Below are 23,235 nucleotides of genomic sequence, written 5' to 3' on the forward strand. Positions count from 1 at the left end.
ATAATAGAGGCTATGATTGATTGGAGATTCTTTAAAAAACTACGAAACCATACCCTCTTAGGCCTACTTGTGGGAACAATGACAGTTGGATCCATTTCCACTGCCTTTGCGGACGACATCTACCAGCAAGAAGATGTGATGAAAATTGCATCCGATGCTGGATTAAACTTTGATAACTTTTACAAGCCCAAAGCAGACATTGTCATTGATGCTAATACTGGAGCCATCCTCTACGGGGACAATATTGATACTGTTCGCGATTCCGGAAGCATGGCCAAGCTCATGAGTGCTTACGTGGTTTTTCGGGCAATCAAAGAAGGAAAAATCACTTACGATACCGTTGTCACTGCGACCGAAGCGGACCAAGCCATCTCAGAAAATAACCTTCTGAGCAATTCTCCGATTGTTGCCGGTGTCCAGTATAAGGTATCCGAATTACTCAAGATGCTCTTTGTTCCATCTTCAAGTGCTGCTGTGATTATGCTGGCTAATCTTGTCACAGACAATGATCCAGACAAATTCTTAGAGTTGATGAATCAGTACTCGCAAGAAATGGGCATGGTCCATACCAAATGGAATAACCCAAACGGGGCGATGATTTCCGTCTTACAGGGCTACTACAATCCACAACACCACGACTTGAACGCCAATAATGAGATTACAGCGCGAGACATGTCGATCCTTGCCTATCACATTGTCAATGACTTGCCGGAAATGCTGGAATACACCAAACAGGCCCACACGACCATCATGCCAGGTACGCCATATGAGCAAAGCTATGACAACTACAATACCTCGCTAGAAGGCGGGAAGTTTGAACTTAAGGGAACAGATGGTCTCAAGACTGGATCGAGCCCAACTGCGGACTACAACTACACGGCAACCACCAAACGAGGCAAGCAACGGATCATCGAAGTGATCCTAGGGGTTGGGAACTATGATGTTGAAATCGCAGAAAGCTACCGCAATCAAATCGGAAATGCCTTAGCTGAGAAAATGTTTGCGGATTATCAATATAAAAAGGTCCTCTCTGCAGGTGACCACGAAATTGATGGCCATACTGTTCACTTGGAAAAAGACTTTTATGCAACCGTCAAAAAAGGTACCAAACCAGCTATCAAACTAGAAAACAAGCGACTGGTGGTTCAAAACGGCTTGAAGCAGGTCTCCCCAAGTATCAAGCCTGGAATCGCGATCAGCGATTCCCAACCAACAAACTCCAGCAACAAGAGAAAAGGATTCGATATCATGTGGATCTTCTGCTTCCTACCCGCTGGAATTTTATACCTAATCTTTAAACAAACGGATCCAAATAGAAGGAAATAGTTGTACTACATCCTAAAAAAGAGTTGAGACAGAAAAACTGTCTCAACTCTTTTTTCTTGTATTTTATCATTCAGATAAGGTCATATGGAACCTAGATTCCTAAATCTTCTTACAGCTCCGATCATGTCATCAGTCGCTTTCATTCTCGAATAGTTTTTAATTGAAGTCGAGACTACTTCCTTTTGAAAAAAGATAAATCAATTGACATTCATGGAATGCGGCATTGATTTCCTATTTTTCTGCAGGAAATTTCGGTAAACCGAATCGTCTCTCCTATCTTAATTTACCAAATAATTACACGATCCTCTGGTTTTCTCCACATGCCATCTCCTTCTTTGACATCAAAGGCTTCAAAGAATTCATCAAAGTTGGGTAATTGAACATTGGTACGGAGTTTTCCTGGTGCGTGCACATCAACACTTGCGAGGAGTTGCATGTACTCTGTCCGAGCTTTCATCCGCCAGATGCGAGCAAAGTTGGTGAAGAATTCTTCTGCGGAGAAGTCTGCTTCTTTCTTAGCGGCTTCAAGGGCTGCAGCGATCCCTCCGAGGTCTGCCACGTTTTCCGAAACGGTCAATTTCCCGTTAATCTTAGCACCGTATGAGTCTTGGCCTTCAAATTGATCAACAACCTTTTGGGTCCGAGCGGTAAAGGCTTCGTAATCTTCTGGTTTCCACCAGTCTTTCAAGCTACCATTTTCATCAAAGGAAGCGCCATTCGTGTCAAAGGCGTGCGAAATTTCATGGGCAATAACCGCACCGATTCCGCCGTAGTTGGCTGATGATGATTGGTGAAGGTCATAGAAAGGAGCTTGCAGAATTGCTGCTGGGAAGACGATTTGGTTTTGTTGCGGATCATAGTAGGCATTGACCATATTAGCTGGCATATGCCACTCACTCCGATCGACTGGTTGGTTCCACTTGCTCCAGCTATGGGCAATGGAAATTTCGTAAAGGGCTTGAGCATTTTCCACCAAGGTCTTGCTTTCGTCGATGATCTTTTTGGCATACGTTTCTGGTAATTTTTCAGGGTAGCCGATATGTGGTGTGATGACATTGAGTTTGACAATGGCTTTTTCGCGGGTTTCAGGAGCGAGCCAGTCTGCTTTTTCTAGGCGAGCCTTGTAGACCTCAATCATGGTCGCTACTTTATGCTCTACGTCTGCTTTTGCTTCTGGTGAGAACTTTTCACCCGCATACCAGAGTCCAAGCGCTTGGCTATAAGGTACTTCTGCCAAGGCCAAAGCTGCTTTTTCTTTTGGACGAGGTTCTGGAATCCCTGCAATCGTACGACTATATTCACCAGCCAAAACACGGATTTCTTCGGTCAAGAATAAAGTCCAATCTACGGCTGCACTGAGTTTCAATCTTGCATGAATCGTTTCCCAGTTGGCTGCTGAGTAGAATGTTGGTGCGAATTCCTTCCAGAAACGCTCTTCTGGCACGATGATTTTATCTGGTGTTTGTCCGATCACTTCAGTAAAGAAGGTATCGAGTGGCAGTTCTGGGATCAAGGCCTTGAAATCTGCCCACTCATAAGGATGGTAGAGTTTGTTGTACTCGGATCTTTCTTCATTTGACAAGACATATTTGGCCAATTCTGCATCTGACGCAATGACTTTATCTAGGATATCCTTGATTTCTTCCTCTGAAAAATCAAATTTTGGTAAGAGTTTTTCCATCATTTGGCGCCAGATAGCCAGTAATTCTGGGCCTTTTTCATTGCCTTCTTCATAGTAGGTCGTATCTGGCAAGATATGAGCCGGTGCTTCTCCCCACAAGACATTCATTTGGGCATTCATAAAGTCTGGTGACACGCTAAATGGCATGAGATTTGGTTTGCCAGCTAGTTCATAGGCTCCCAGCTTACTGGTATAGTCTTCAAAAGAAGTCAGAGCCTTGATTTCATTGATCAAGGGCATAGCTGGAGCGACACCGGCTGCTTCCCGTGCATCAAAATCTGCTACCATTTTGTGGTATTTGACAAAGTTTTGCAGAATGCTGTCTTCAGGCAATTCTTCTCCTCTTTGCCATTTTCCAGTAATATCCAACATCAAGTTTTCGATGTCTCGATCTAAGTCCATAAAACCACCGGTTGACGGTTTGTCATCAGGAATGACTGCTGTTTCAGCCCATTTCCCATTGACGTAATCATAAAAATCATCTTGTAAACGTACCATGATCTTCTCACTTTCATTCTTTTGTAATAACCTTATCAAAAATAGGAACTTTTTTCAATGATTTCAAGTGATTTAAGTTAAATTATTTTATAAATTAACTTGACTTAATTTTTTTATTCATGTATATTAATAGCAAAGGAGGAAACTCATGATTCAAATTGAAAACCTTCGTGTTACTTATCAGCAAACGCTGGCCCTAGAGGACCTTTCCCTCACCATCCAGGGCCCGACTATCCTAGGCATTCTTGGCCCCAATGGGGCTGGAAAATCAACCCTAATCAAGGCCATGCTGGGACTTCTTCCTCATTCAGGAAAGGTCCAGCTAGATCAAAAAGATCTCAGCCAAGCTCTTCAACGAGTAGCCTACGTCGAGCAAAAAACAGCTATTGATTTCCACTTCCCCATCACAGTACGAGAATGTGTCTCACTGGGTCTCTATCCCCACCTTTCGATCTTCAGGAGAAAAAGCAAAGAAGATTTCCAAAAGGTGGAAAATGCGATGAAGCTTGTCAATCTTCTTGATCTAGCAGATCGCCAGATTGGCCAACTTTCAGGAGGGCAATTCCAACGGGTCCTGATCGCCCGCTGCTTGGTCCAAGAAGCAGATGTCATCTTTTTGGATGAGCCCTTTGCAGGGATTGACTCCGTTAGCGAAGACATCATTATGCAGACACTAAAAACCTTGAAAAAAGAAGGCAAGACCATCCTGATCGTCCATCACGACCTTAGCAAGGTCCCAGCTTACTTTGATCAAGTCCTCCTCCTTCATCGCAAGCTAATTGCTTTTGGAAAAACAGAGGAGACCTTTACCAAGAAAAATCTGCATGCCACCTACGGCCATGAACTCTTTATAGGAGGTGGAGTCGGATGATTACAGAATTTATCGATGGATTACAACAATTTCATTTCCTACAAAACGCCCTTATTACTGCTATCGCCATCGGAATTGTTGCTGGTGTGGTCGGATGTTTCATTATTTTACGAGGTATGTCTCTCATGGGAGATGCCATCTCACACGCGGTCCTTCCAGGGGTGGCTCTCTCCTTTATCCTGGGCATCAATTTCTTTATTGGCGCCATTGTCTTTGGCCTTTTAGCTTCTGTCCTCATCACCTATATCAAGAGCAACTCCATCATCAAGAGCGACACTGCGATTGGAATTACCTTTTCTTCTTTCCTCGCCTTAGGGGTCATCTTGATTGGAGTCGCTAAAAGTTCCACCGACCTTTTCCACATCCTCTTTGGAAATATCTTGGCCGTGCAAGACCAGGATATGTGGATGACCATTGGTATTGGTGTGGCGGTCTTACTGGTGATTGTCCTGCTCTTTCGTCCCTTGCTTCTCACTTCTTTTGATCCCGTTCTGGCCCAATCCATGGGTGTTCGGGTCAAGGCCTATCACTACCTCCTCATGGTACTCTTGACCTTGGTTTCTGTCACTGCTATGCAAAGTGTCGGGACCATTCTCATCGTCGCCATGCTCATCACACCCGCTGCGACAGCCTATCTCTACACCAATAGCCTCTGGTCCATGATGCTCCTTTCATCCGGATTAGGTGCCCTAGCCTCCATCCTGGGACTCTTTATTGGCTATAGTTTCAACATCGCCGTTGGGTCTTGTATTGTCCTCACTTCTGCCGTCTTCTTTCTCATCAGCTTCTTTATCGCTCCTAAGCAAAGAAAGAACAGGCACGCTCTTTCATCTCATAAAAGGAGAAACACATGAAAAAAATCGCTTCTATCCTCGCCCTCTTTGTGGCGCTCTTATTTGGTCTGTTGGCCTGTAGCAAAGGCTCTTCTTCTGGAGCTTCTGGTAAATTGAAAGTGGTCACCACCAACTCCATCCTTGCAGATATCACCAAAAATATAGCTGGGGATAAGATCGAGCTGCACAGTATCGTTCCCGTCGGCAAAGACCCGCACGAATACGAACCGCTACCAGAAGATGTCAAAAAAACTTCGCAAGCAGACCTGATCTTCTACAATGGGATCAACCTCGAAACCGGTGGCAATGCCTGGTTCACTAAATTGGTCAAAAATGCCAATAAAGTAGAAAATAAGGACTATTTCGCTGCTAGCGACGGAGTTGATGTCATCTACTTGGAAGGCCAAAACCAATCTGGAAAAGAAGACCCTCACGCTTGGCTCAATCTCGAAAACGGGATCCTCTACGCTAAAAACATTGCCAAGCAATTGATCGCCAAAGATCCGAAAAATAAGGACTTCTACGAAAAAAATCTAACCGCCTATACTGAAAAACTCAGCAAGCTCGACCAAGAAGCCAAACAAAAATTCAACAATATCCCAGAAGAGAAGAAGATGATTGTAACCAGCGAAGGCTGCTTCAAGTACTTCTCCAAAGCCTACGGCGTCCCATCTGCCTATATCTGGGAAATCAATACGGAAGAAGAAGGCACACCTGACCAAATTAAATCGCTGGTAGAAAAGCTCCGTCAAACCAAGGTCCCAGCGCTCTTTGTCGAATCCAGTGTCGATGAACGCCCTATGAAAACTGTGGCTAAGGATACCCATATCCCGATCCATGCAAAGATCTTCACGGATTCCATTGCCAAAAAAGGAGAAAAGGGCGATAGCTACTACAGCATGATGAAGTGGAACTTAGACAAGATCGCAGAAGGATTGAGTCAGTAGGACCTTCAGATTTTCTAAACAAATCAGTGGCTCCTTCATCTCCATTAGGGTACAATAAAAATAAAAAAGGAGTCTTTTCTATGACAACATTTTTAGGAAATCCTGTTACCTTTACTGGGTCTCAACTTCAAGTAGGGGAAATTGCCCATGATTTTTCATTGATCACTCCCGCTCTGGAGAAGAAATCGTTAGCTGATTTTGCTGGCAAGAAAAAGGTCCTCAGCGTGATCCCTTCTATTGACACAGGGATCTGTTCCACTCAAACGCGTCACTTCAATCAAACCTTATCTGACTTGGAAGGCACTGTCGTCTTGACGGTCTCTGTTGACCTTCCTTTTGCTCAAAAAAAATGGTGCGCTGCTGAAGGGCTCGACAATGCCATCATGCTCTCAGACTACTACGACCATTCCTTCGGAAAAGCCTATGGCCTCTTGATCAATGAATGGCACTTGCTCGCACGCGCTGTCTTGGTATTAGATGCTGATAACAAGGTGACTTACGTTGAATACCTAGACAACATCAACAGTGAGCCAAATTACGACGCTGCAATCGAAGCTGTCAAAGCACTGGGATAAATGAAAAAAGAGGTCTGCGACCTCTTTTTTTAACATAAACAAACTACTTTTACATAAAAGAACCTAAATGATGCTGAAAAAAATTAAAATGAGGTGGACACTATTAGGTTCATTCAACATACACTAAAACTTTCCGCCGTGAGAAAAGTGCCTGGAACATAATTGTTTCAGGCACTCGGAATTATTGAGACCTTAGGCCCAATAATTAGTCATGGAACTTCTACGAAGTTCGCTGACGTCCGTACTCACCTAAGGAAAGTTTCTAAGAGTCCTTTTTCTTCAATCCGAAAGAGGACTACTATAAAATCCGATGGAGTCCATTCTGGAGGAGAACTCGCCAGCGCAAGCGAGGGATGCCTCTAAGAAAGACTCGCACGCGCTGTGCCACTTGTTGCTTGTAGCTCTTGCCTCCTTGTGCAAAGACTCCTTTTCGACTCCAGTAGCCTTCGACACTGCGATCATTTTTAGGAGCTAGATAGCGAATACCCTGCTGATAGAGGACCTGCTTTCGAAAAGGTGGATCCCAAGCTTTAACGGGATCAATATCCAAGTCCTTATGGGTCCGGCCCCTAGCCAACCCGTAGTTAAAACTAGCCCCATTGACAATGCCATTTTCAGAAACTTCGACTGGATCGACTTCATTGAGAAAACGCCCGGCTTGATCGAGAATATACTCCGTATGGAAATTTAACAAGACCTTGAAATTGACTTGTTGGGAGGCCCCTGAAGGATAATGAAGGTGACCATCTGATGTCACGGAGACCTTATTGTGGAGACGAGCTGCTGCATAAGCATCCACCGTGGTCGCTCTAGCCTCCTGTAGGTAGGCTTGTAAAGCCTCCTCGTCAGTCTGTCCAGCTCTGGCCTCATGCGTCCGAATCCACTGGGCTTGGTAACTGGAAAGTAGGTAGCGCAACTGGTGAACCTGGCGTTTCAAGAGCTGATCTCCCGACTGATCTGCTAAGTGATCCTTTTCAAAGGCGATTTGCACGACGTGTGAGAAAGCCTTCCAAAAGTCAGAGCCTGGCGGACAATCTGGAGCTATCCTACTCAATAAGAAAGCCGTTTCCTCACAGCTTCTAGACAAATCACATGGCATGAGAAGCAGTTTCATGACTCCCCTCAGCAAGTCTTGGGCAGCCACTTCATCCAAATTTTGAAGTTCTTTCTCCCACATTTTTTGAAATAGAGGACTGGCAAAGAAAAAGACAGACTGGTATTGTTCTTGGTAGGCTTGTGGATCTTTGTATCCCTGCAAGTGCTTCTCTAGATAGGCTAAACTATGCTCTCTCCAACCTAGTCTCGCTATTTCCCGTCTGTTCATGGCGCCGTCCTTTCTATGCTTCTATACTACCATCTTTTGAAGTTTGAGACAATTCTCAGAACTCCATTAGCGTTTTTGAGGATTTTTTTGATATACTAGAAGTAAGCGAAGAAAAGAGGAAAGCATGACACCAAACAAAGAAGATTACCTCAAGTGCATTTATGAAATTGGCACAGAAGTAGAAAAAATCAGTAATAAGGAAATCGCCAGTCGCATGCAGGTCTCTCCGCCCGCTGTGACCGAGATGATTAAGCGCATGGTTTCTGAGGGCCTCTTGTTGAAGGACAAGGCTAGTGGGTATTTGCTAACAGATCTAGGCTCGCAATTGGTCTCTGATCTCTACCGCAAGCACCGCTTGATTGAAGTATTTCTGCTGGAAAATCTTGGCTACACAACTGAAGAAGTCCATGAAGAGGCAGAAGTTCTCGAGCATACCGTTTCTGAACATTTCATCGACCGGCTGGATCACATGCTTGGAACTCCTAAGACCTGCCCTCACGGTGGGACAATTCCAAGAAAAGGTGAACGGCTGGTCGAAGCCTACCAAGACCGTCTCAGTGAAACGACCCAACCTGGTCTGTATATTCTGCAAAGGGTCTATGACACCTATGAATTGTTAAAATTCTTAGACCAGATCCATCTCCAAATTGGTGATACCATCGCGTTTCAACGGTACGATGACTACACAGGTCTCTATCACTTGGTTATCCATGAACAAGAAATTTCGATCAACCAAGTGATCGCCCAACAACTCTATATCGAAAAACATGCAGTCTAACTCGACTGCATGTTTTCTTTCTTATGGATGTTTGGTATCTAGTAAAATCGTCACCGGACCATCATTGATCAATTCAATCGCCATATCGGCTCCAAAGATCCCTCGTTTGACAGGGACTTCTTTTTCTAATTGATCATTAAAGTCATCATATAACTGACTGGCCATATCTGGCTTGGCAGCCCCTGTAAAAGCAGGACGGTTGCCTTTTTTGGTATCCGCAAAGAGGGTAAATTGAGAGATCGACAAAATTTCTCCTTGGATATCTTTGACCGAACGGTTCATCTTGCCTTCCTCATCAGAGAAAATACGCATCTGCGATACTTTTCTTACCGCATACTCCAAATCTTTCTGGCCATCCTCAGGCCCAATCCCCACTAGAAGCAATAAACCTTGCTGGATCGCATTGTAGACTTGACCATCAATGGAAACCGAGGCACTCTTGACCCGTTGAATCACTAATTTCATTTTATAAACCTATTTTATAAATCTATTGGACATTCACTGCTAGCCTTCAAAGAACATCGACTTCAGACAAGGCAGCGAGACGCAGGCAGTACTTTAGTACGGCAAGGCGAGCTAACGAAGCTATAAAAGAGTTCTGACCACGTCCTACATGCTTCAATGAAAATCGACTTCAGACAAGGCAGTGAGACGCAGGCAGACTAGCTGAAAGGTAAAGGTTGTTCAGTTGCTTTTAGAGCAAGGCAGCGAGACGCAGGCAGTACTTCAGTACGGCAAGGCGAGCTAACGAAGCTATAAAAGATAACTGAGCAGCCGACTAGCCGTTGGTACGCTTAACAGAGTAAACCTCCGGCACACTCTTAATCTTATCCACAACTGTTGTCAACATCGATAGGTTCGGAATCCCAAAGGAAATGTGGATATTGGCAAATTTCATGTCTTTAGTTGGCTGGGCATTGACGGTTGAGACCATTTTTGCCGTATTGGACAAGACTTGCAGCACATCATTGAGAAGGCCTGTACGGTTGAGACCGTAAATATCAATGTGGGCAATGTAGTCTTTGGTTGTATTATTTTCTTCCCATTCGACGTCAATCAACCGTTGCTCGTAGTTGTCTTGAGCCCGGAGGTTCATACAGTCTTGGCGGTGAATAGCAACACCACGACCTTTAGTAATGTAGCCGACAATCTCATCACCTGGAACTGGGTTGCAACATTTGGCAATCCGAATCAAGAGCCCAGAGGCGCCTTGGATGACTACGCCACCTTCGTGGCGGACCTTCAAGGTATCCTTTTTATTTTCAACCTTGACTTCGCCACCTTTGACCAGCTCTTCTGCCTCTGCGCGTGCCTTGGCCCGCTCTTCTTCACGGCGTTCATCCTCCGTCAAGCGGTTAAAGATGGTAATCGCCCCGATCTCTCCAAACCCAATCGCCGCGAATAAGGCTTCTTCCGTCTTGTAGCTTGATTTTTGTAGCACCTTGTCCATGTGCTTTTTATCCATGAACTTATTAGCTACCAAGTCATGCTCGTGGAATTGGGCCATCAAGAGGTCACGGCCCCGGTTAATTGACAATTCCTTGTCCTGATTTTTAAAGAATTGACGGATCTTGTTGCGCGCCTTACTAGTTTTAACAAGGGTCAACCAGTCACGACTCGGACCAAAGGAGTTAGCATTGGTGATAATTTCCACCTGATCTCCCGTCCGAAGTTTGGTATTGAGGGGCACCATCCGGCCGTTGACCTTGGCACCAATCGCTTTTTCCCCAACCTTGGTGTGGATTTCATAGGCAAAATCGATTGGTCCAGAATCTTTCGGAAGAGAGCGCACGGTTCCATCTGGAGTAAAGACGTAAATCTCTTCTGCCAGGATGTCTTCTTTTACATTTTCTACGAATTCTTTGGCATCTCCTGACTGGTCTTGAAGTTCCATCATCTCCTTGATCCAGTTCATCCCAATAGCAGATTCCTTACTGTTGACTTGACCTTTGATGCCTTTTTTATAGGCCCAGTGAGCCGCAACCCCGTACTCAGCGACTTCATGCATTTCCTTGGTTCGGATCTGGAATTCAATCGGTCCTTTAGGGCCATATACAGTCGTATGGATAGACTGATAGCCATTGGCCTTCCGGTTGGCAATATAGTCCTTAAAACGCCCCGGCATTGGTTTCCAGAGTTCGTGGATGTAGCCCAGCATGGCATAGACATCACTTGGAGTATCCAGGATACAGCGGATGGCGATCAAATCATAGATTTCATCAAAGCGCTTCTTCTTATCCTGCATCTTGCGGTAGATCGAGTAGATATGCTTTGGTCTACCGTAGATTTTCCCATGTAAGTGGCGTTCTGCCGCATAGGTCTCAATCTTGTGGACAACCTCTTCGACCAACTCTTCTCGCTCGCGACGTTTTTCCTTCATCATATGAGAAATCTTGTAAAATTCTGTCTCATTCAAATAACGGAAAGACAAATCTTCAAGCTCCCACTTGACGCTAGAAATCCCGAGACGGTGGGCGAGTGGCGCATAGATCTCCATGGTCTCACGCGAAATGCGTTCTTGCTTGTCCTTGCGCAAATGCTTGAGGGTGCGCATATTATGCAGGCGGTCGGCTAGTTTGACCAAAATGACACGGATGTCTTGAGACATGGCCATGAGCATCTTGCGATGGTTTTCCGCCAACTGCTCTTCGTGGGACTTGTACTTGACCTTTCCGAGCTTGGTCACCCCATCGACGATCACGCGCACATCATGGCCAAATTCACGCTCAAGATCATCCAAGGTTGCGTCCGTATCTTCCACGACATCATGCAAAAAACCACAGGCAACCGTCACAGCATCCAGTTTTAGCTTAGCAAGGATTCCGGCCACTTGAATCGGGTGAATGATATAAGGCTCACCAGACTGACGGAATTGCCCATTGTGACAATCAACCGCATAAAACATGGCCTTTTGCACAAAGGCAACATCCTCAGGTGACAAATATTTTTTTGTAAGGGCAACAACTTGGTCCCCAGTTAAATTCTCTTCTTTCGGCATGTATTTTCTCCAGTTTCTTGGATACTATTTTAACACTTTTAGAAGCAGATGGGAACCAATGAAGCTACTTTCATATACGGATACTACTTTGTCTCACAAAACTCTTGCAAAGCGTTTAACTCCAATTTCTTTCTTCCAACCCCTTCTTTAACAGAGTTTGAAAATTTTCCAGCCAAATCTGAATCAATAGTTCCAATAACCTGATCTAGAGAACTTTCAAGTCCTGTTAAACTAGATGAAATTCTTTTTTTAATACTTTTTTGGTCAACAGTTGCCTTTGTTAAGGCTATCTTCCCCATAAATTTAACACTAATTAGAGCTGCCATGAAACGCTTATCTTCATATGTTAAATCATTTGTAAGATCAATTTTCGACATACATCTCCTTTCGTAATTTTGCAATCTCATTCGCATATTTTTCAGAGACTACCTGTAATTCTTTTTGTTTTAACTGATGCACTTCCTCAATATGAGCTAGTTCGTGATAGTGCTCTTCATTCAATTCTTCATAAACATCTGACAATTCCCGATAATAATCCGATAAAACTTCCGTATTATTCATCGTCTTAGAGAAATATCCGACTTCCTCTTCCATCATTTCAATATTTTGTTTTGTAAAACAATACTGATCATGGATATGATTCATTCTTTTTTCTAGTTCTTTCATCTCCATTTTTAATTCTTCTTCAGTACCATTCCATTTTTCTTCTACTTTTCTAATTGCATTCATCCATTCCAGCTCTTTGTTTTCCATTCTTTACCATTGCAATTGAAATTGGCTTGCTAGAGCAATATCCGTGCCTATTATAGTTGCAATCCCTTTCGCTATGTCTGTTGATAGACTAAAAATACTTTCTTTTATTTTTAAAGTATCTTTTTTAATTTTTTCTAATTCTGTGATACGATTCGTCTCAATCGTCTCTTTTGTTGCACCAATTTGAGCAAGTGCGCTTATGATATCACTTTCTGTGCAACGGGTTCCTAATACAGTTGACCGGCAAGAAATTAATAATGTCTCCCAGGTTCCTTTTATATCCGCAATGCCGAAATCACAGACAGCTAAAATATAATCAGAGGCTATGAGAGCAAATTCCTTCAGCGACTCTACGATCCCCATTGCCTGAATGGTGTCCATGGAAATGAGGTCACTTCCAGAAAGTCCACTCTTTTTCCAAGACTCCAGTGCTTGTTTCTTTAACTGAAGTTGTTCTTTTGCCTGCTTGACTCGAGCTAATCGATAGTCATCTAAACTCTCTTCTTTGACATTTAAGTAGCCAGCTTTGTAGTCGTAGCCTCCCCACATATGTTGTTTAATAAGGCTACCTGCATCCTTACTGTCAATTCGAACAAGTGTTCCAACAACTCCTTCATTCCCTACTTCAGAATGTTCCCATGTAACCAAGTCACGCTTGTCTATAAAATTAAAAATTTTATATTTAATCTTATCAACCTGTTTCTTTTCTGCATCACTTAACTGTGGATAGAGGTTGGGTGCTTCATATATATAAGCTCCATCAATTCTATCTAAATATTTATCCTCCAAGGATCCAAGTGAAGATTGGATATTTAAGCCCCCTAAAGAATGAGCATAAAATTTGAAACGCGCATTTGGATATCGATCCATTGCAGCTTTTACTTCTTTCGAAGCCGCGTCAAGCTGGGAAGCTTTCCCCGTTTTGATCCCAAGTCTTTTAGCCATTGATATTTGTAATGCAGTTGGAGCATCGGTTAGCCCCCAGTCTCTCAAGGCTCCCATGAAATTTTGATCAAATTTAGCTTCCGATCCCTCAAACAAAATTGTTACTTCATGCACATCCTCTGGTCTGGTTTCATGAGTGATTTCTTTATCTGTCACAATATAACCATTTAAACCAGATATGTCTCCTAGAAACCGTGCTTCCAAGTCTTGGGGAGAGGTGACCATATCCTTTTCTGGTGGTCGACCAAAAATTTCAGAAACATAGCCTATTGTTTTTTTCCGATTATTTATATCAATTTTTACACCATCCCCAACAATGTATTTCGTATATTCCTGCCATGCAATATCATTCTTTTCTTCATCATTAATTACCATTATTATCTCCTATTAGATTCCTAAGCGCTTTAGATTCGGACATTCCTACAGATCTAATCGGACCGTTTTCACTACGCTTCCTCAATCCCATACCTCCAGTGATCTCTTTATTTCCATTTATAATTACTTTAAACATAATCCCCCCCATTGGATTGTGTTCGATCGTCTTATCATCAATTTCATACGATTGAATCTTGCCTTTTGGCGTCAAGGCATCTGGATCTGTTGCCTTTAGTTCTTCTTCTATCAATTTTTCCACTTCTTTACTATGTACAATCTGAACCATTTCATGTTGAAAATCAAGATGGTTCTTTACAAGAAGACCTCCCCATACCAAGACTCCTAATAGGAGTACTCCAAATATATAACGACCGATTTTTCTTTTTGGTTTCATCTTCATCCTCCATAAAGTATTAGTAGTATCACTTTACACTATTTAGTTTTCAAATTTATTACTCTTACTTTAATAATTCGTAAAAATTTACAAAAAAGATTCTTTTAAAAATTTTTTTGTAAATATACAAAGCACCCCAAGAAAATATATTTCATATTTGAATCGAATCTTCTTTTCATTTATTTTAATGATCATTTCTTTTCTAATAAGTTCTGAAATCCAACAGAAGTACTAACTCCCACTTGTTCAATTGGTCCATCCTCGCTATATTTCCTTAATCCAAAATTTTCAGTTATTTCCTTATCTCCATTGATAATGATACGAAACATAATCCCTCCCATTGGATTGTGTTCAATCGTCTTGTCATTAATTTCATACGATTGGATCTTGCCTTTTGGTGTTAAGGAGTTTGGATCCAATTCCTTCAGTTCTTCTTCTATCACCTTTTTCACTTCCTTACTATGTACAATTCGGACCATTTCTTGTTGAAAATCAAGATGGTTCTTTACAAGTAAACCTCCCCATATCAAGATTACCAGTAACAACATTCTAAATATATAACGACCAATTTTTCTTTTTGGTTTCATCTCTATCCTCATAAATCCCTAGTAGTATTGCTTTACACTATTTAGTTTTCAATTTTATTACTCTTACGTTTATAATTTGGAAGGAAGCTAAATAAACAAGCCGATTGCTTCCATTGATGGCTGATTTCCCCGCAAATGTCAAGCTTACTCTTCCATAAGTTCTTGAAGACCTACAGATCTATCCATCCCTACAGACTCAATCGGGCCATCTTCACTACGCTTCCATAACCCCATACCTCCAGTTATTTTTTTATCTCCATTAATTATTACCTCAAACATAATTCCCCCCATTGGATTGTGTTCGATCGTTTCGTCATCGATTTCATACGATTGAATTTTCCCTTTTTCTGTAAACGCGTCCGGATCTTCCTGTTTCAAATCATGTACAATTAACTCTTTCACTTCCTTACTATGTACAATTCGGACCATTTCTTGTTGAAATTCCAGATGATCCTTTACTTTTGACCCAATCCAGATCAAGATCCCAACAACTATCATAGAAAATACCAAACGTCGTCTATTCTTATTTTTATTCATATGCATCCTCTCCTTACTTTAATAATTCGTAAAAATTTTTGAAAATAGAAGATTTTTGTAAAAAAATAACGAAGCGATTCCTTCACTTCGTTAGTTCATTAATTCTGTAACAACACTCACTGCGCTGAGGGCAAAGAGTGGCGCTGTTTCTGCTCTTAGGATGCGAGGCCCAAGTCCTGCTAGGACTGCTCCTTTGACTTCAAAACTTTCAATTTCCGAAGGTGAAAGACCACCTTCTGGACCAAAGATAAAGAGCAGTTTAGCTCCCTTTTCTAACCCAGTAACAGCTTGTATAAGGGCAGCTGATTCACCTTCTTTGGCCGACTCTTCATAGGCCACCACGATGCGGTCAAACTGGTCGAACTGAGCCAAAAAGTCTACCTTTTTCTCAAAAAGGGTAATGCTTGGGACAAGATTCCGCTTGCTTTGCTCGGCTGCACCAAGGGCAATTTTTTCTAGTTTCTCGACCTTTTTGCCCAATTTCTTGCCGTCCCATTTGGCAACGGACCAGTCTGCAGGGAAGGCCCATATCTGGCTAGCACCAAGTTCTGTCACCTTTTGAGTGACGAACTCCAGCTTATCTCCCTTGGGAAAGCCTGATGCGATGGTCACCTGGACTGGCAGTTCTACATTGTCATCCAATTCCTCAACCAGCTCAAACTGACGAGCCTCTACATTGACCACGCGCGCCAAGCGCTTGATGCCATCATCAAAGACTAGAGTCACCTCGTCATCTTCTTTTAGGCGCATGACCTGAAACATGTGCTTGCTGGTCTCCTTGTCCCCGATAGTGACTGGCGAGACAGCCAAGCCTTTTACAAAATACTGCTGCATGCTAGCCTCCAATCACACCGGAGACATCCTTGGTCTTCTTGAAGACGCAAGCATTCCATTCCCCTTGAATCATATGGGTTTCAAGGAAAAATCCAGCTGCTTCTGCTGACTCACGGACCATGTCCCACTTGTCCCTGATAATGCCACTCATAATCAGGTAACCCTCATCCTTGACCAAGCGATAAGCATCATCTGTCAGGTGGATAAGGATATCCGCCAAGATATTGGCCACGATGACATCTGCCTCAATCTCCACACCCTTAAGCAAATCACCTGGTGCCACATGGATGTTTTCCATGCCCGGATTGAGCTCAATATTTTCCTGAGCGACCCGAACTGCCACATCATCCAAGTCATAGGCGAAGATTTCCTTGGCACCCAGAAGTGAGCTAGCAATAGAAAGGACACCTGAACCTGTCCCCACATCCAGCACTGTTTCGCCACCACGAAGAACCTGCTCCAAGGCAAAGAGGCTCATCTTGGTCGTCGGGTGAGTTCCTGTTCCAAAGGCCATACCAGGGTCCAGCTTGATGATCTTTTCTCCAGCAGTCGCCTCATAGTCCGTCCATGACGGCACGATGGTCAAGTCATGAGTGATACGAGCTGGTTCGTAGTATTTCTTCCAGTTGTCGGCCCAATCTTCCTCAGCCAGAGCAGTCGTCCCCATCTTGACCTCACCCAGATCCATAAAGTCTATCAATTCTGCGAGACGAGCCTGCAAATCCGCTTCAACCGCTGCTACATCAACCGTTTCTGGGTAGTAGGCCGTCACCACGATTTCTTCTTGTTGCTCGATTTCAGGGAAAATCTCACCAAAGCGGTCGACATTTCCCACATAGTCCATGCTGTCTTCGATTGCAACCCCCTGCGCCCCTAACTCGATCAAGAGATTAGAAACCAGCTCCTCTCCCTCACGCTTGACTGTAACTTTTAACTCTTGCCATGTTTCCATTATTAAGATACCAAGCCCGTAAAACACAAAGCCAAAATAGGAAATTCTCTAAAGACGCTTGTATCTAAGAAAAATTAAGCTTTTTGGCACAGTGTTTAGGGCGGGTTCAGTTTAGAAATTTAACCGAACCATCCTTTCTATTTCTCTATCATTTTTTTCATGTAGACCATATCCATACCTTCTTTTTCAGGCTCGATATGGGTTTGACAATATCCGTTTTTCTCGTAAAAAGCAACCATGCCTGCATCCTGTAATACCGTACACAAATCCCATTGTGTGATTGTTGGAAATTCTTTTTCCAGCAAGCTTAAACCTTTAGAACCATACCCTTTTCCTTGATACTGGGGCAAAATCGCTGCCGTTCCCAACCAAGCTTTCGTTAACTCTTCATTGGTCTGAATTCGTAAAAAACCAATCTTTTCTTCATCTTCTTTCACAAAGTAGTAATAGCTATTAGGACGTTCTGACAGCTTCCACTTGATTCGTTCGCGGTCCTCCAGATAAGGATCATACTCATCTTGGTATTTCTCATAGACCACCTTAAAACTGGCTCTTTGAATGGCAATAATGGTTTCTAAATCTTCTGCTTCTGCTCTCTCAAGTCTTATCATAAACTTTCCCTCCACATAATCACGCACTCGTTCTTGTAATTGCGGAACAACCCGATCTGAGGCCAAAAACTCTTCAAAGCTCACTAACTTATAGCCCTGTCCCTCATCTCCAAAGTCAATGTGTTCAAACTCTTCTTGGGCTAGATTTCCAACTAGAAAAACAAACTGTTTCTTCTCATCCAAGATGCCAGGAAAGATCCAAGACCAGATGACCTCCTCTTTAGATAGTTGGATGTTCAATTCCTCATAAACCTCACGCGCCACACACTCAAAAGGGGTCTCATTTCCTTCACGACCACCACCTGGCAAGTCCCACATATTGGGATAGGGAATGGTTGGTTTGTCATCGCGCAAAATGGTCAGAATCTTATCTCCACAAATCAAGGCAATTTTACAACCCGTAAATTCGAACCGTGCTTCTAAGCAATCTTCAAGCATGAGCTTTCCCTCCTAATATCTCGGATAGGGATAAAAAGTGCTTTCTTCTAGGCCAACCTTGCCTTCTTCAAAAACTTCTTGATTCCAGACGATCTCAAAGCTCTCTGCCTCTTCGTCTGCTAAGAAATCCATGAGGTCATCCAAGGCCAGCTCGGCTGTGTCTTTGAGGAAGGTCGCAAAATAAGCTAGAAACTCACGAGACAAGCCTTTCTTAGGCTCATAAGGAATCGCTGTTAAATAGGCGTCTTCGTCCACATGAGACTTGGCTGGATTGTAGAAGAGAACGGCTTCTTCAAAGAAAATATCCTCATCAGACTCTTCGCCGGCTTCATCGACCAGTGCAACCCCTCCCGTATTTTGTGCTTCCAAGAGAAAAGCCACTTCTACCGCATGATTTTTCTTATCCCAATTGATCTCATAATCAAAGGGAAAAACCTTGTCCATCTCCTCTTCTAAAATATCCAAAAATCCATATTTAGACATAGCGTCCTCTTTCTAATTTCCCACTCTTAGAGCGGAATATGATACAATAGTTACTACAATCTTACCATAAAAACCGCCTCTTTGAAAGGAGACAAAGCTAGAAAGGAGAAGGAAATGCCCGACAATCTCGCACTCCGTATGCGCCCACGGACGATTGATCAGGTCATCGGTCAACAGCACCTGGTCGGAGAAGGCAAAATCATCCGCCGCATGGTCGAAGCCAATCGTCTGTCCTCCATGATCCTCTATGGACCTCCGGGGATCGGAAAGACCAGTATTGCTTCTGCCATCGCAGGAACGACCAAGTATGCCTTTCGGACCTTTAATGCAACCGTCGACAGTAAAAAACGCCTCCAAGAAATCGCAGAGGAAGCCAAATTTTCTGGTGGCTTGGTCCTGCTTTTAGACGAGATTCATCGCCTTGATAAAACCAAGCAAGATTTTCTCTTGCCTTTGCTCGAAAGCGGTCTGGTTATCATGATCGGTGCAACGACAGAAAATCCCTTTTTCTCTGTCACACCCGCTATTCGTAGCCGTGTACAAATCTTTGAGCTGGAGCCTCTGACGACGGAGGAGGTCAAGCAAGCTCTAAAAACAGCGCTAGATGATCCCGAGCGTGGCTTTGATTTTCCAGTCGTGCTTGACGAGGACGCTTTGGATTTCATCGCGACTTCGACCAATGGAGATCTTCGTTCCGCCTTTAATTCTCTCGATCTGGCGGTGCTGTCGACCTCTGAAAATGCAGAAGGCATCCGTCATATTACGCTCGACATCATGGAAAATAGCCTCCAGCGCAGCTATATCACCATGGACAAAGATGGAGACGGCCACTACGATATCCTTTCTGCCCTACAAAAATCTATCCGCGGTTCGGATGTCGATGCTAGTCTCCACTACGCCGCTCGTTTAATCGAAGCCGGAGATCTACCCAGCCTAGCTCGTCGCTTAACGGTCATTGCCTATGAGGATATCGGTCTGGCCAATCCAGATGCCCAGATTCATACCGTAACGGCGCTTCAAGCAGCTGAGCGCATCGGCTTTCCTGAAGCCCGCATTCTCATCGCCAACATCGTCATCGATCTAGCCCTTTCGCCTAAGTCCAACTCAGCCTACATTGCCATGGATAAGGCCCTGTCTGATCTGAGGACATCTGGTAATCTCCCTATTCCTCGCCACCTCCGTGATGGCCATTATGCTGGAAGCAAGGAACTGGGAAATGCGCAAAATTACAAATATCCCCACAACTATCCTGGCAACTGGGTCAAGCAAGACTATCTGCCAGACAAGATCAAACACGCTTCCTACTTCACTCCCAATGAAAATGGCAAGTACGAGCGTGCCCTCGGAGCCACCAAGGAGAAGATCGATCAGCTCAAGAGAAAGTGACATCGGTTTCAAAAAAATGAGATTTTTTCTTGAAATATTTTCAAAATGTGGTATCATATACATATAGAAACGCTGTGGTGTACGAACTCACACTTAAGTGTTGACCGACTATTTTTGTATTATTAGGGAAACAAAAGACTTCTAACAGCATGCAGGCCGTTTCACGCGGAAGCAGCTTCAGTTAGAGCGAGTTGCCCACCTGCTTAATTGCGCGGGTTCAATACAAATCGTGAAGTTTCGGCACCAATACAGCTTTTTATATTTGCCTCCTTAGCTCAGTTGGTAGAGCAGTAGACTCTTAATCTATGGGTCACAGGTTCGAGCCCTGTAGGGGGCATCTAAATCAACAGGAAAAAGCCTTGATTTACAAGGCTTTTTTGCTTGTCATTTTGTTTTTTGTACCAAATTTTGTACCAAATAATTATAAAAGTTTTCTAACGTTATCAAACTCTTCATTTATCTTCTCTTGTAGTGTATGACCATATACTTCTATTAACATTGAAATATCTTTATGGCCCAATATTTTAGCAATCACTCCCAAATCAATTTGATTGTGCCACAAATAGCTACCGTAAGTGTGCCTTGTACCTTTTGTAGTAATGATTGGTGTAATCCCTAATTCAATCAAAGCATTTTTTAGTGCTTTATTAACTGTAGCTATATTTGGAATATCTTGAACATAACCATAGTGTTGAAAAACAAAGTTTTCACCATTAACAATTCCTAGATCATTATTAACTACCTCTTGTTCTTTTCGTAACATTTCCAATACTGTAATCTCTTCTTCACCTATCGGAATACTTCGAATAGATGTTTTATTTTTAGGTGGAACAAATTGTCGACTAGTCGTATTGTACCTTCTGTATGTTTTAATTACTTTTTCTTCAAAATTTACATCTTCCCAAGTTAAAGCAATAAGCTCACCGAAGCGCATTCCAGTTTTGAAAAGTAAATAAATAACATAAGGTACAACAGATCTTCTATAATCCATTTTTTTCTTTAAATAGTTAATAATGATGTTAAAATCTTTCTCGCTATGGATATACTTATCTTCTACAACCTGAGACTCTTTTGATGAAAATAATTCCGCAAAAAAAGTAAAATCTTCTATGAAAACCTTATCTGCTTGTGCTGTTTTAATACACTCCCGAATACTCGTATGCAGTCTACTCAATGTATTTCGTGTTACAGTTTTACCATAATCATTCATGATACGTTGATATTTACTTGGCTTTATTTGAGATACAGGAGTCTCTCCAAATAGTTTCCTAATAACTTCTTTTCTTAGAATGTACTTCTTTTTGGTGGTTTGGCTACGTTTACTAGGTAGTATTTTTAAATTGAGCCACTCTTGATATAGCTGATAAAGTGTCATTTTACTATCAAGGGTATATCCACGGTTTAACTTTCTTAACAATTTTTCTGCTTCTATTTGAGCTTTTTTCTTGGTTTCAAAACCACTTTTATAAGCAATTGTCTTACTTGTTTCATCCCTTATAGTATAGGTCCAAAGATTCTTTTTACCTCGTTTTAAATACCTAATGCTTGCCATACTACAACTCCATTCCCAAAACTTCTGAGACTGCACTTTTAGGAACAACCATCAGACGTTTTCTATCATAAAAACTATAACCTTTATTCACCATCAATTTTCTTGCCTGATGAATAATTTGCATAGCTGTATATTGCTTATACCCCATTTCAATCAAGTCTTTCTGTGAGATTGTATTATTTATCATCATGAATTCTCCTTTCTAATGTCCTATAACATATGTAAATTGTTTGGCAGTTTCTGCGTCAAAAGTACGGTAACTAATAATTCCTAATCCCTTAACATTACATTCTGATACAAGAATTGAACCGTCTGATTTGACTTGCTCCACAAATGAAACATGCCCGTATATTGGAGCGGCTCCAGCTTGTCCAGGGCTAAATGAAACTGCAGAGTGTTCTGTTGGAGTATGAGTTGTTTGAAAACCTGTAGCACTCATCCATTGACCACCATTTCCCATGTATTCTCCAAAGTTGACACCAACTTCTTTCCCTCGATTATAAACAAACCATGTACACTGTCCATATGGATAAGATAGTCCAGTATAAGTAGAAGGGTTCATTTCTTTGGTTAAGCTATATCCTGATGGAATTTCAGAAGATGTGACACCACCTCCGTCTCTAGTTTTTCCAGTGGTTTGTTCTGGTGCTTTTGGAGTTCCGCCATGTTCATCTATATAGGCATCGAGTTTTTTCATGGTATCGGCACGTCTTTTTCCAGATCCTGTAGTATCTGTGAAATAGACACCACCATCGGTAGAAGGATTTAGAGTACCATTCGCAAATTTCTTAGCCTTGTCATCTTGAATTTTGAAGGTTTGGTTTTTGTTTCCAATGATGGTTTGTTGGGTAAGTCCTACAACTGCGACTTCATCGTTGAAATGATTGGCATATTCTGGATTGGAGTCATAGGCTCCAAAACCAAACATATTAGCTCCAGGGTTGGTCGCAACTCCAGCAGTTCCAAGAGAGCTTTCATTTAGTGCGATCGCAACAATTCCACGGACATCAAGATTAGATTTGGCTTCCCATTCTAGAAGCTTTTTCCCATTAATTCGGTTCTTATCATAGGAGATTCCTAAAGTATCTAAAAAGCCGTCTAATTGCTCTGCTTTAATTCCATAGCGATGAACAAGTAAGTTGTGAGTATAGGGGTCACCATCTGACCAATGATCTACATAAGTTACGCCATTTTGGGATTGGGGAGAGCCACCAGTACCATTCCCTCCGATGGCTCCCATAAGGATGATAATAATGAGTATAGGCAGAAAAAGAGGAATGAGACCAGCTAATAGAAACCATTTTAATTTTTTCATCGAATCTCCTTTCTAGTTAATGTCTGATATAAGCGGTAAATAGAACAGTTCCAAAACGCCATTTGGCATCTAGAACGACCGAATAGGACTTGACTTGTGTGATGATTTTATCTCTCTCTTGTTCTAATACTGGAAATAAAAGAAGGAAATCGACTGAGCGTTTTCCTTCTTGGTAGGCTTGATAAAGGGTTTCTTCAAGAATTCTTGGAAAAGAAGTTCTTGAACGTATTTTAGTATTCATG

Annotated in this window: 25 protein-coding genes, 1 tRNA gene and 1 pseudogene; 8 read left to right on the plus strand and 19 right to left on the minus strand. The window is 42.5% G+C overall.

The window, feature by feature from the left end:
- Positions 1–12 precede the first annotated feature (12 nt).
- Positions 13–1,326: a DUF1958 domain-containing protein gene (locus JX304_RS09325; protein ID WP_205012304.1), complete on the plus strand. Its 1,314-nt coding sequence runs from the start codon at positions 13–15 to the stop codon at positions 1,324–1,326.
- Between the two features lie 283 nt (positions 1,327–1,609).
- On the opposite strand, the gene JX304_RS09330 is transcribed toward JX304_RS09325, so the two are convergent.
- Positions 1,610–3,505: a M13 family metallopeptidase gene (locus JX304_RS09330; RefSeq protein WP_205012306.1), complete on the minus strand. Its 1,896-nt coding sequence runs from the start codon at positions 3,503–3,505 to the stop codon at positions 1,610–1,612.
- A 148-nt stretch (positions 3,506–3,653) separates the two neighbouring features.
- On the opposite strand from JX304_RS09330, the gene JX304_RS09335 reads away from it, so the two are divergent.
- From JX304_RS09335 to tpx, 4 genes are all read left to right on the plus strand, one after another.
- Complete coding sequence (locus tag JX304_RS09335) at positions 3,654–4,376, plus strand: metal ABC transporter ATP-binding protein (protein ID WP_205012308.1); 723 nt, start codon at positions 3,654–3,656, stop codon at positions 4,374–4,376.
- Positions 4,373–5,230: a metal ABC transporter permease gene (locus JX304_RS09340; RefSeq protein WP_205012310.1), complete on the plus strand. Its 858-nt coding sequence runs from the start codon at positions 4,373–4,375 to the stop codon at positions 5,228–5,230. The genes JX304_RS09335 and JX304_RS09340 overlap by 4 nt, the downstream gene beginning before the upstream one ends.
- Complete coding sequence (gene fimA, locus JX304_RS09345; protein ID WP_205012312.1) at positions 5,227–6,156, plus strand: metal ABC transporter substrate-binding lipoprotein/fibrin-binding adhesin FimA; 930 nt, start codon at positions 5,227–5,229, stop codon at positions 6,154–6,156. Before JX304_RS09340 ends, fimA begins: the two co-directional genes overlap by 4 nt.
- Before the next feature lie 80 nt (positions 6,157–6,236).
- On the plus strand, positions 6,237–6,731 hold the full coding sequence (tpx, locus tag JX304_RS09350; RefSeq protein WP_205012314.1) for a thiol peroxidase: 495 nt from the start codon (positions 6,237–6,239) through the stop codon (positions 6,729–6,731).
- A gap of 298 nt (positions 6,732–7,029) precedes the next feature.
- On the opposite strand, the gene JX304_RS09355 is transcribed toward tpx, so the two are convergent.
- Complete coding sequence (locus JX304_RS09355) at positions 7,030–8,055, minus strand: DUF3114 domain-containing protein (protein WP_205012315.1); 1,026 nt, start codon at positions 8,053–8,055, stop codon at positions 7,030–7,032.
- A 124-nt stretch (positions 8,056–8,179) separates the two neighbouring features.
- Between JX304_RS09355 and JX304_RS09360 the strand changes: the two genes are divergently transcribed.
- A complete protein-coding gene (locus JX304_RS09360; RefSeq protein WP_205012316.1) occupies positions 8,180–8,833 on the plus strand; it encodes a metal-dependent transcriptional regulator in 654 nt (217 codons plus the stop codon).
- Positions 8,834–8,854: 21 nt separating this feature from the next.
- On the opposite strand, the gene dtd is transcribed toward JX304_RS09360, so the two are convergent.
- The 13 genes and pseudogenes from dtd to JX304_RS09425 all read right to left on the minus strand — a co-directional run bounded on the left by dtd (position 8,855) and on the right by JX304_RS09425 (position 18,740).
- Positions 8,855–9,298, minus strand: a complete 444-nt coding sequence (gene dtd, locus JX304_RS09365; protein ID WP_205012317.1) for a D-aminoacyl-tRNA deacylase — start codon at positions 9,296–9,298, stop codon at positions 8,855–8,857.
- Positions 9,299–9,611: 313 nt separating this feature from the next.
- Entirely contained in the window at positions 9,612–11,831 is a 2,220-nt protein-coding gene (locus JX304_RS09370) for a RelA/SpoT family protein (RefSeq protein WP_187539751.1), read from the minus strand.
- Between the two features lie 83 nt (positions 11,832–11,914).
- A complete protein-coding gene (locus JX304_RS09375) occupies positions 11,915–12,208 on the minus strand; it encodes a hypothetical protein (protein ID WP_205012318.1) in 294 nt (97 codons plus the stop codon).
- The gene (locus JX304_RS09380) at positions 12,195–12,584 is read right to left on the minus strand and encodes a hypothetical protein (protein WP_205012319.1); all 390 of its coding nucleotides are present in this window, start codon (positions 12,582–12,584) and stop codon (positions 12,195–12,197) included. Before JX304_RS09380 ends, JX304_RS09375 begins: the two co-directional genes overlap by 14 nt.
- 3 nt (positions 12,585–12,587) lie before the next feature.
- The gene (locus tag JX304_RS09385; protein WP_205012321.1) at positions 12,588–13,904 is read right to left on the minus strand and encodes a hypothetical protein; all 1,317 of its coding nucleotides are present in this window, start codon (positions 13,902–13,904) and stop codon (positions 12,588–12,590) included.
- Positions 13,894–14,298: a DUF1310 family protein gene (locus JX304_RS09390; RefSeq protein ID WP_205012323.1), complete on the minus strand. Its 405-nt coding sequence runs from the start codon at positions 14,296–14,298 to the stop codon at positions 13,894–13,896. The genes JX304_RS09385 and JX304_RS09390 overlap by 11 nt, the downstream gene beginning before the upstream one ends.
- 191 nt (positions 14,299–14,489) lie before the next feature.
- Positions 14,490–14,885 (minus strand): DUF1310 family protein, encoded by a 396-nt coding sequence (locus JX304_RS09395; protein ID WP_205012324.1) that lies wholly within the window; start codon positions 14,883–14,885, stop codon positions 14,490–14,492.
- A 144-nt stretch (positions 14,886–15,029) separates the two neighbouring features.
- Positions 15,030–15,422: a DUF1310 family protein gene (locus JX304_RS09400; RefSeq protein WP_205012326.1), complete on the minus strand. Its 393-nt coding sequence runs from the start codon at positions 15,420–15,422 to the stop codon at positions 15,030–15,032.
- Between the two features lie 90 nt (positions 15,423–15,512).
- On the minus strand, positions 15,513–16,256 hold the full coding sequence (locus JX304_RS09405) for a 16S rRNA (uracil(1498)-N(3))-methyltransferase (RefSeq protein ID WP_205012328.1): 744 nt from the start codon (positions 16,254–16,256) through the stop codon (positions 15,513–15,515).
- A 1-nt stretch (position 16,257) separates the two neighbouring features.
- Positions 16,258–17,208 (minus strand): 50S ribosomal protein L11 methyltransferase, encoded by a 951-nt coding sequence (gene prmA, locus JX304_RS09410; protein WP_205012330.1) that lies wholly within the window; start codon positions 17,206–17,208, stop codon positions 16,258–16,260.
- Between the two features lie 137 nt (positions 17,209–17,345).
- On the minus strand, positions 17,346–17,819 hold the full coding sequence (locus JX304_RS09415) for a GNAT family N-acetyltransferase (protein WP_205012368.1): 474 nt from the start codon (positions 17,817–17,819) through the stop codon (positions 17,346–17,348).
- A 9-nt stretch (positions 17,820–17,828) separates the two neighbouring features.
- A pseudogene (locus JX304_RS09420) lies at positions 17,829–18,257 on the minus strand (NUDIX hydrolase); the annotation flags it as partial.
- A 12-nt stretch (positions 18,258–18,269) separates the two neighbouring features.
- Complete coding sequence (locus JX304_RS09425; RefSeq protein ID WP_205012332.1) at positions 18,270–18,740, minus strand: DUF3013 family protein; 471 nt, start codon at positions 18,738–18,740, stop codon at positions 18,270–18,272.
- A gap of 114 nt (positions 18,741–18,854) precedes the next feature.
- Here JX304_RS09425 and JX304_RS09430 point away from each other — a divergent pair, with 114 nt between their 5' ends.
- Both JX304_RS09430 and JX304_RS09435 read left to right on the plus strand, forming a co-directional pair.
- Entirely contained in the window at positions 18,855–20,126 is a 1,272-nt protein-coding gene (locus JX304_RS09430; RefSeq protein WP_205012334.1) for a replication-associated recombination protein A, read from the plus strand.
- Positions 20,127–20,390: 264 nt separating this feature from the next.
- Positions 20,391–20,463: transfer RNA gene (locus tag JX304_RS09435), tRNA-Lys, on the plus strand.
- A gap of 84 nt (positions 20,464–20,547) precedes the next feature.
- On the opposite strand, the gene JX304_RS09440 is transcribed toward JX304_RS09435, so the two are convergent.
- The 4 genes from JX304_RS09440 to JX304_RS09455 are packed head-to-tail and all read right to left on the minus strand — an operon-like array spanning position 20,548 to position 23,234.
- Entirely contained in the window at positions 20,548–21,678 is a 1,131-nt protein-coding gene (locus JX304_RS09440) for a site-specific integrase (RefSeq protein ID WP_205012336.1), read from the minus strand.
- Position 21,679: 1 nt separating this feature from the next.
- Positions 21,680–21,865 (minus strand): DUF3173 domain-containing protein, encoded by a 186-nt coding sequence (locus tag JX304_RS09445; RefSeq protein WP_205012369.1) that lies wholly within the window; start codon positions 21,863–21,865, stop codon positions 21,680–21,682.
- A 15-nt stretch (positions 21,866–21,880) separates the two neighbouring features.
- A complete protein-coding gene (locus JX304_RS09450) occupies positions 21,881–22,993 on the minus strand; it encodes a CHAP domain-containing protein (protein ID WP_205012340.1) in 1,113 nt (370 codons plus the stop codon).
- 16 nt (positions 22,994–23,009) lie between these two features.
- A complete protein-coding gene (locus tag JX304_RS09455; RefSeq protein WP_070888878.1) occupies positions 23,010–23,234 on the minus strand; it encodes a hypothetical protein in 225 nt (74 codons plus the stop codon).
- Position 23,235 lies beyond the last annotated feature (1 nt).

It is taken from the genome of Streptococcus parasanguinis (assembly GCF_901875555.1).
In the GTDB taxonomy this organism is placed as follows: Bacteria; Bacillota; Bacilli; order Lactobacillales; family Streptococcaceae; genus Streptococcus; species Streptococcus parasanguinis_H.

Excerpts from the sequence above, each read along its gene's own strand:
- JX304_RS09390 (WP_205012323.1), bottom strand. The coding sequence starts at position 14,298 with ATGAAACCAAAAAGAAAAATCGGTCGTTATATATTTGGAGTACTCCTA.
- JX304_RS09330 (WP_205012306.1), bottom strand. The coding sequence starts at position 3,505 with ATGGTACGTTTACAAGATGATTTTTATGATTACGTCAATGGGAAATGG.
- JX304_RS09450 (WP_205012340.1), bottom strand. The coding sequence starts at position 22,993 with ATGAAAAAATTAAAATGGTTTCTATTAGCTGGTCTCATTCCTCTTTTT.
- JX304_RS09325 (WP_205012304.1), top strand. The coding sequence starts at position 13 with ATGATTGATTGGAGATTCTTTAAAAAACTACGAAACCATACCCTCTTA.
- JX304_RS09455 (WP_070888878.1), bottom strand. The coding sequence starts at position 23,234 with ATGAATACTAAAATACGTTCAAGAACTTCTTTTCCAAGAATTCTTGAA.
- JX304_RS09360 (WP_205012316.1), top strand. The coding sequence starts at position 8,180 with ATGACACCAAACAAAGAAGATTACCTCAAGTGCATTTATGAAATTGGC.
- fimA (WP_205012312.1), top strand. The coding sequence starts at position 5,227 with ATGAAAAAAATCGCTTCTATCCTCGCCCTCTTTGTGGCGCTCTTATTT.
- JX304_RS09415 (WP_205012368.1), bottom strand. The coding sequence starts at position 17,819 with ATGATAAGACTTGAGAGAGCAGAAGCAGAAGATTTAGAAACCATTATT.
- JX304_RS09380 (WP_205012319.1), bottom strand. The coding sequence starts at position 12,584 with ATGGAAAACAAAGAGCTGGAATGGATGAATGCAATTAGAAAAGTAGAA.
- JX304_RS09400 (WP_205012326.1), bottom strand. The coding sequence starts at position 15,422 with ATGAATAAAAATAAGAATAGACGACGTTTGGTATTTTCTATGATAGTT.
- JX304_RS09430 (WP_205012334.1), top strand. The coding sequence starts at position 18,855 with ATGCCCGACAATCTCGCACTCCGTATGCGCCCACGGACGATTGATCAG.
- JX304_RS09395 (WP_205012324.1), bottom strand. The coding sequence starts at position 14,885 with ATGAAACCAAAAAGAAAAATTGGTCGTTATATATTTAGAATGTTGTTA.
- JX304_RS09425 (WP_205012332.1), bottom strand. The coding sequence starts at position 18,740 with ATGTCTAAATATGGATTTTTGGATATTTTAGAAGAGGAGATGGACAAG.
- JX304_RS09445 (WP_205012369.1), bottom strand. The coding sequence starts at position 21,865 with ATGATAAATAATACAATCTCACAGAAAGACTTGATTGAAATGGGGTAT.
- prmA (WP_205012330.1), bottom strand. The coding sequence starts at position 17,208 with ATGGAAACATGGCAAGAGTTAAAAGTTACAGTCAAGCGTGAGGGAGAG.
- JX304_RS09370 (WP_187539751.1), bottom strand. The coding sequence starts at position 11,831 with ATGCCGAAAGAAGAGAATTTAACTGGGGACCAAGTTGTTGCCCTTACA.
- JX304_RS09405 (WP_205012328.1), bottom strand. The coding sequence starts at position 16,256 with ATGCAGCAGTATTTTGTAAAAGGCTTGGCTGTCTCGCCAGTCACTATC.
- JX304_RS09340 (WP_205012310.1), top strand. The coding sequence starts at position 4,373 with ATGATTACAGAATTTATCGATGGATTACAACAATTTCATTTCCTACAA.
- JX304_RS09335 (WP_205012308.1), top strand. The coding sequence starts at position 3,654 with ATGATTCAAATTGAAAACCTTCGTGTTACTTATCAGCAAACGCTGGCC.
- JX304_RS09355 (WP_205012315.1), bottom strand. The coding sequence starts at position 8,055 with ATGAACAGACGGGAAATAGCGAGACTAGGTTGGAGAGAGCATAGTTTA.
- JX304_RS09375 (WP_205012318.1), bottom strand. The coding sequence starts at position 12,208 with ATGTCGAAAATTGATCTTACAAATGATTTAACATATGAAGATAAGCGT.
- JX304_RS09385 (WP_205012321.1), bottom strand. The coding sequence starts at position 13,904 with ATGGTAATTAATGATGAAGAAAAGAATGATATTGCATGGCAGGAATAT.
- JX304_RS09440 (WP_205012336.1), bottom strand. The coding sequence starts at position 21,678 with ATGGCAAGCATTAGGTATTTAAAACGAGGTAAAAAGAATCTTTGGACC.
- tpx (WP_205012314.1), top strand. The coding sequence starts at position 6,237 with ATGACAACATTTTTAGGAAATCCTGTTACCTTTACTGGGTCTCAACTT.
- dtd (WP_205012317.1), bottom strand. The coding sequence starts at position 9,298 with ATGAAATTAGTGATTCAACGGGTCAAGAGTGCCTCGGTTTCCATTGAT.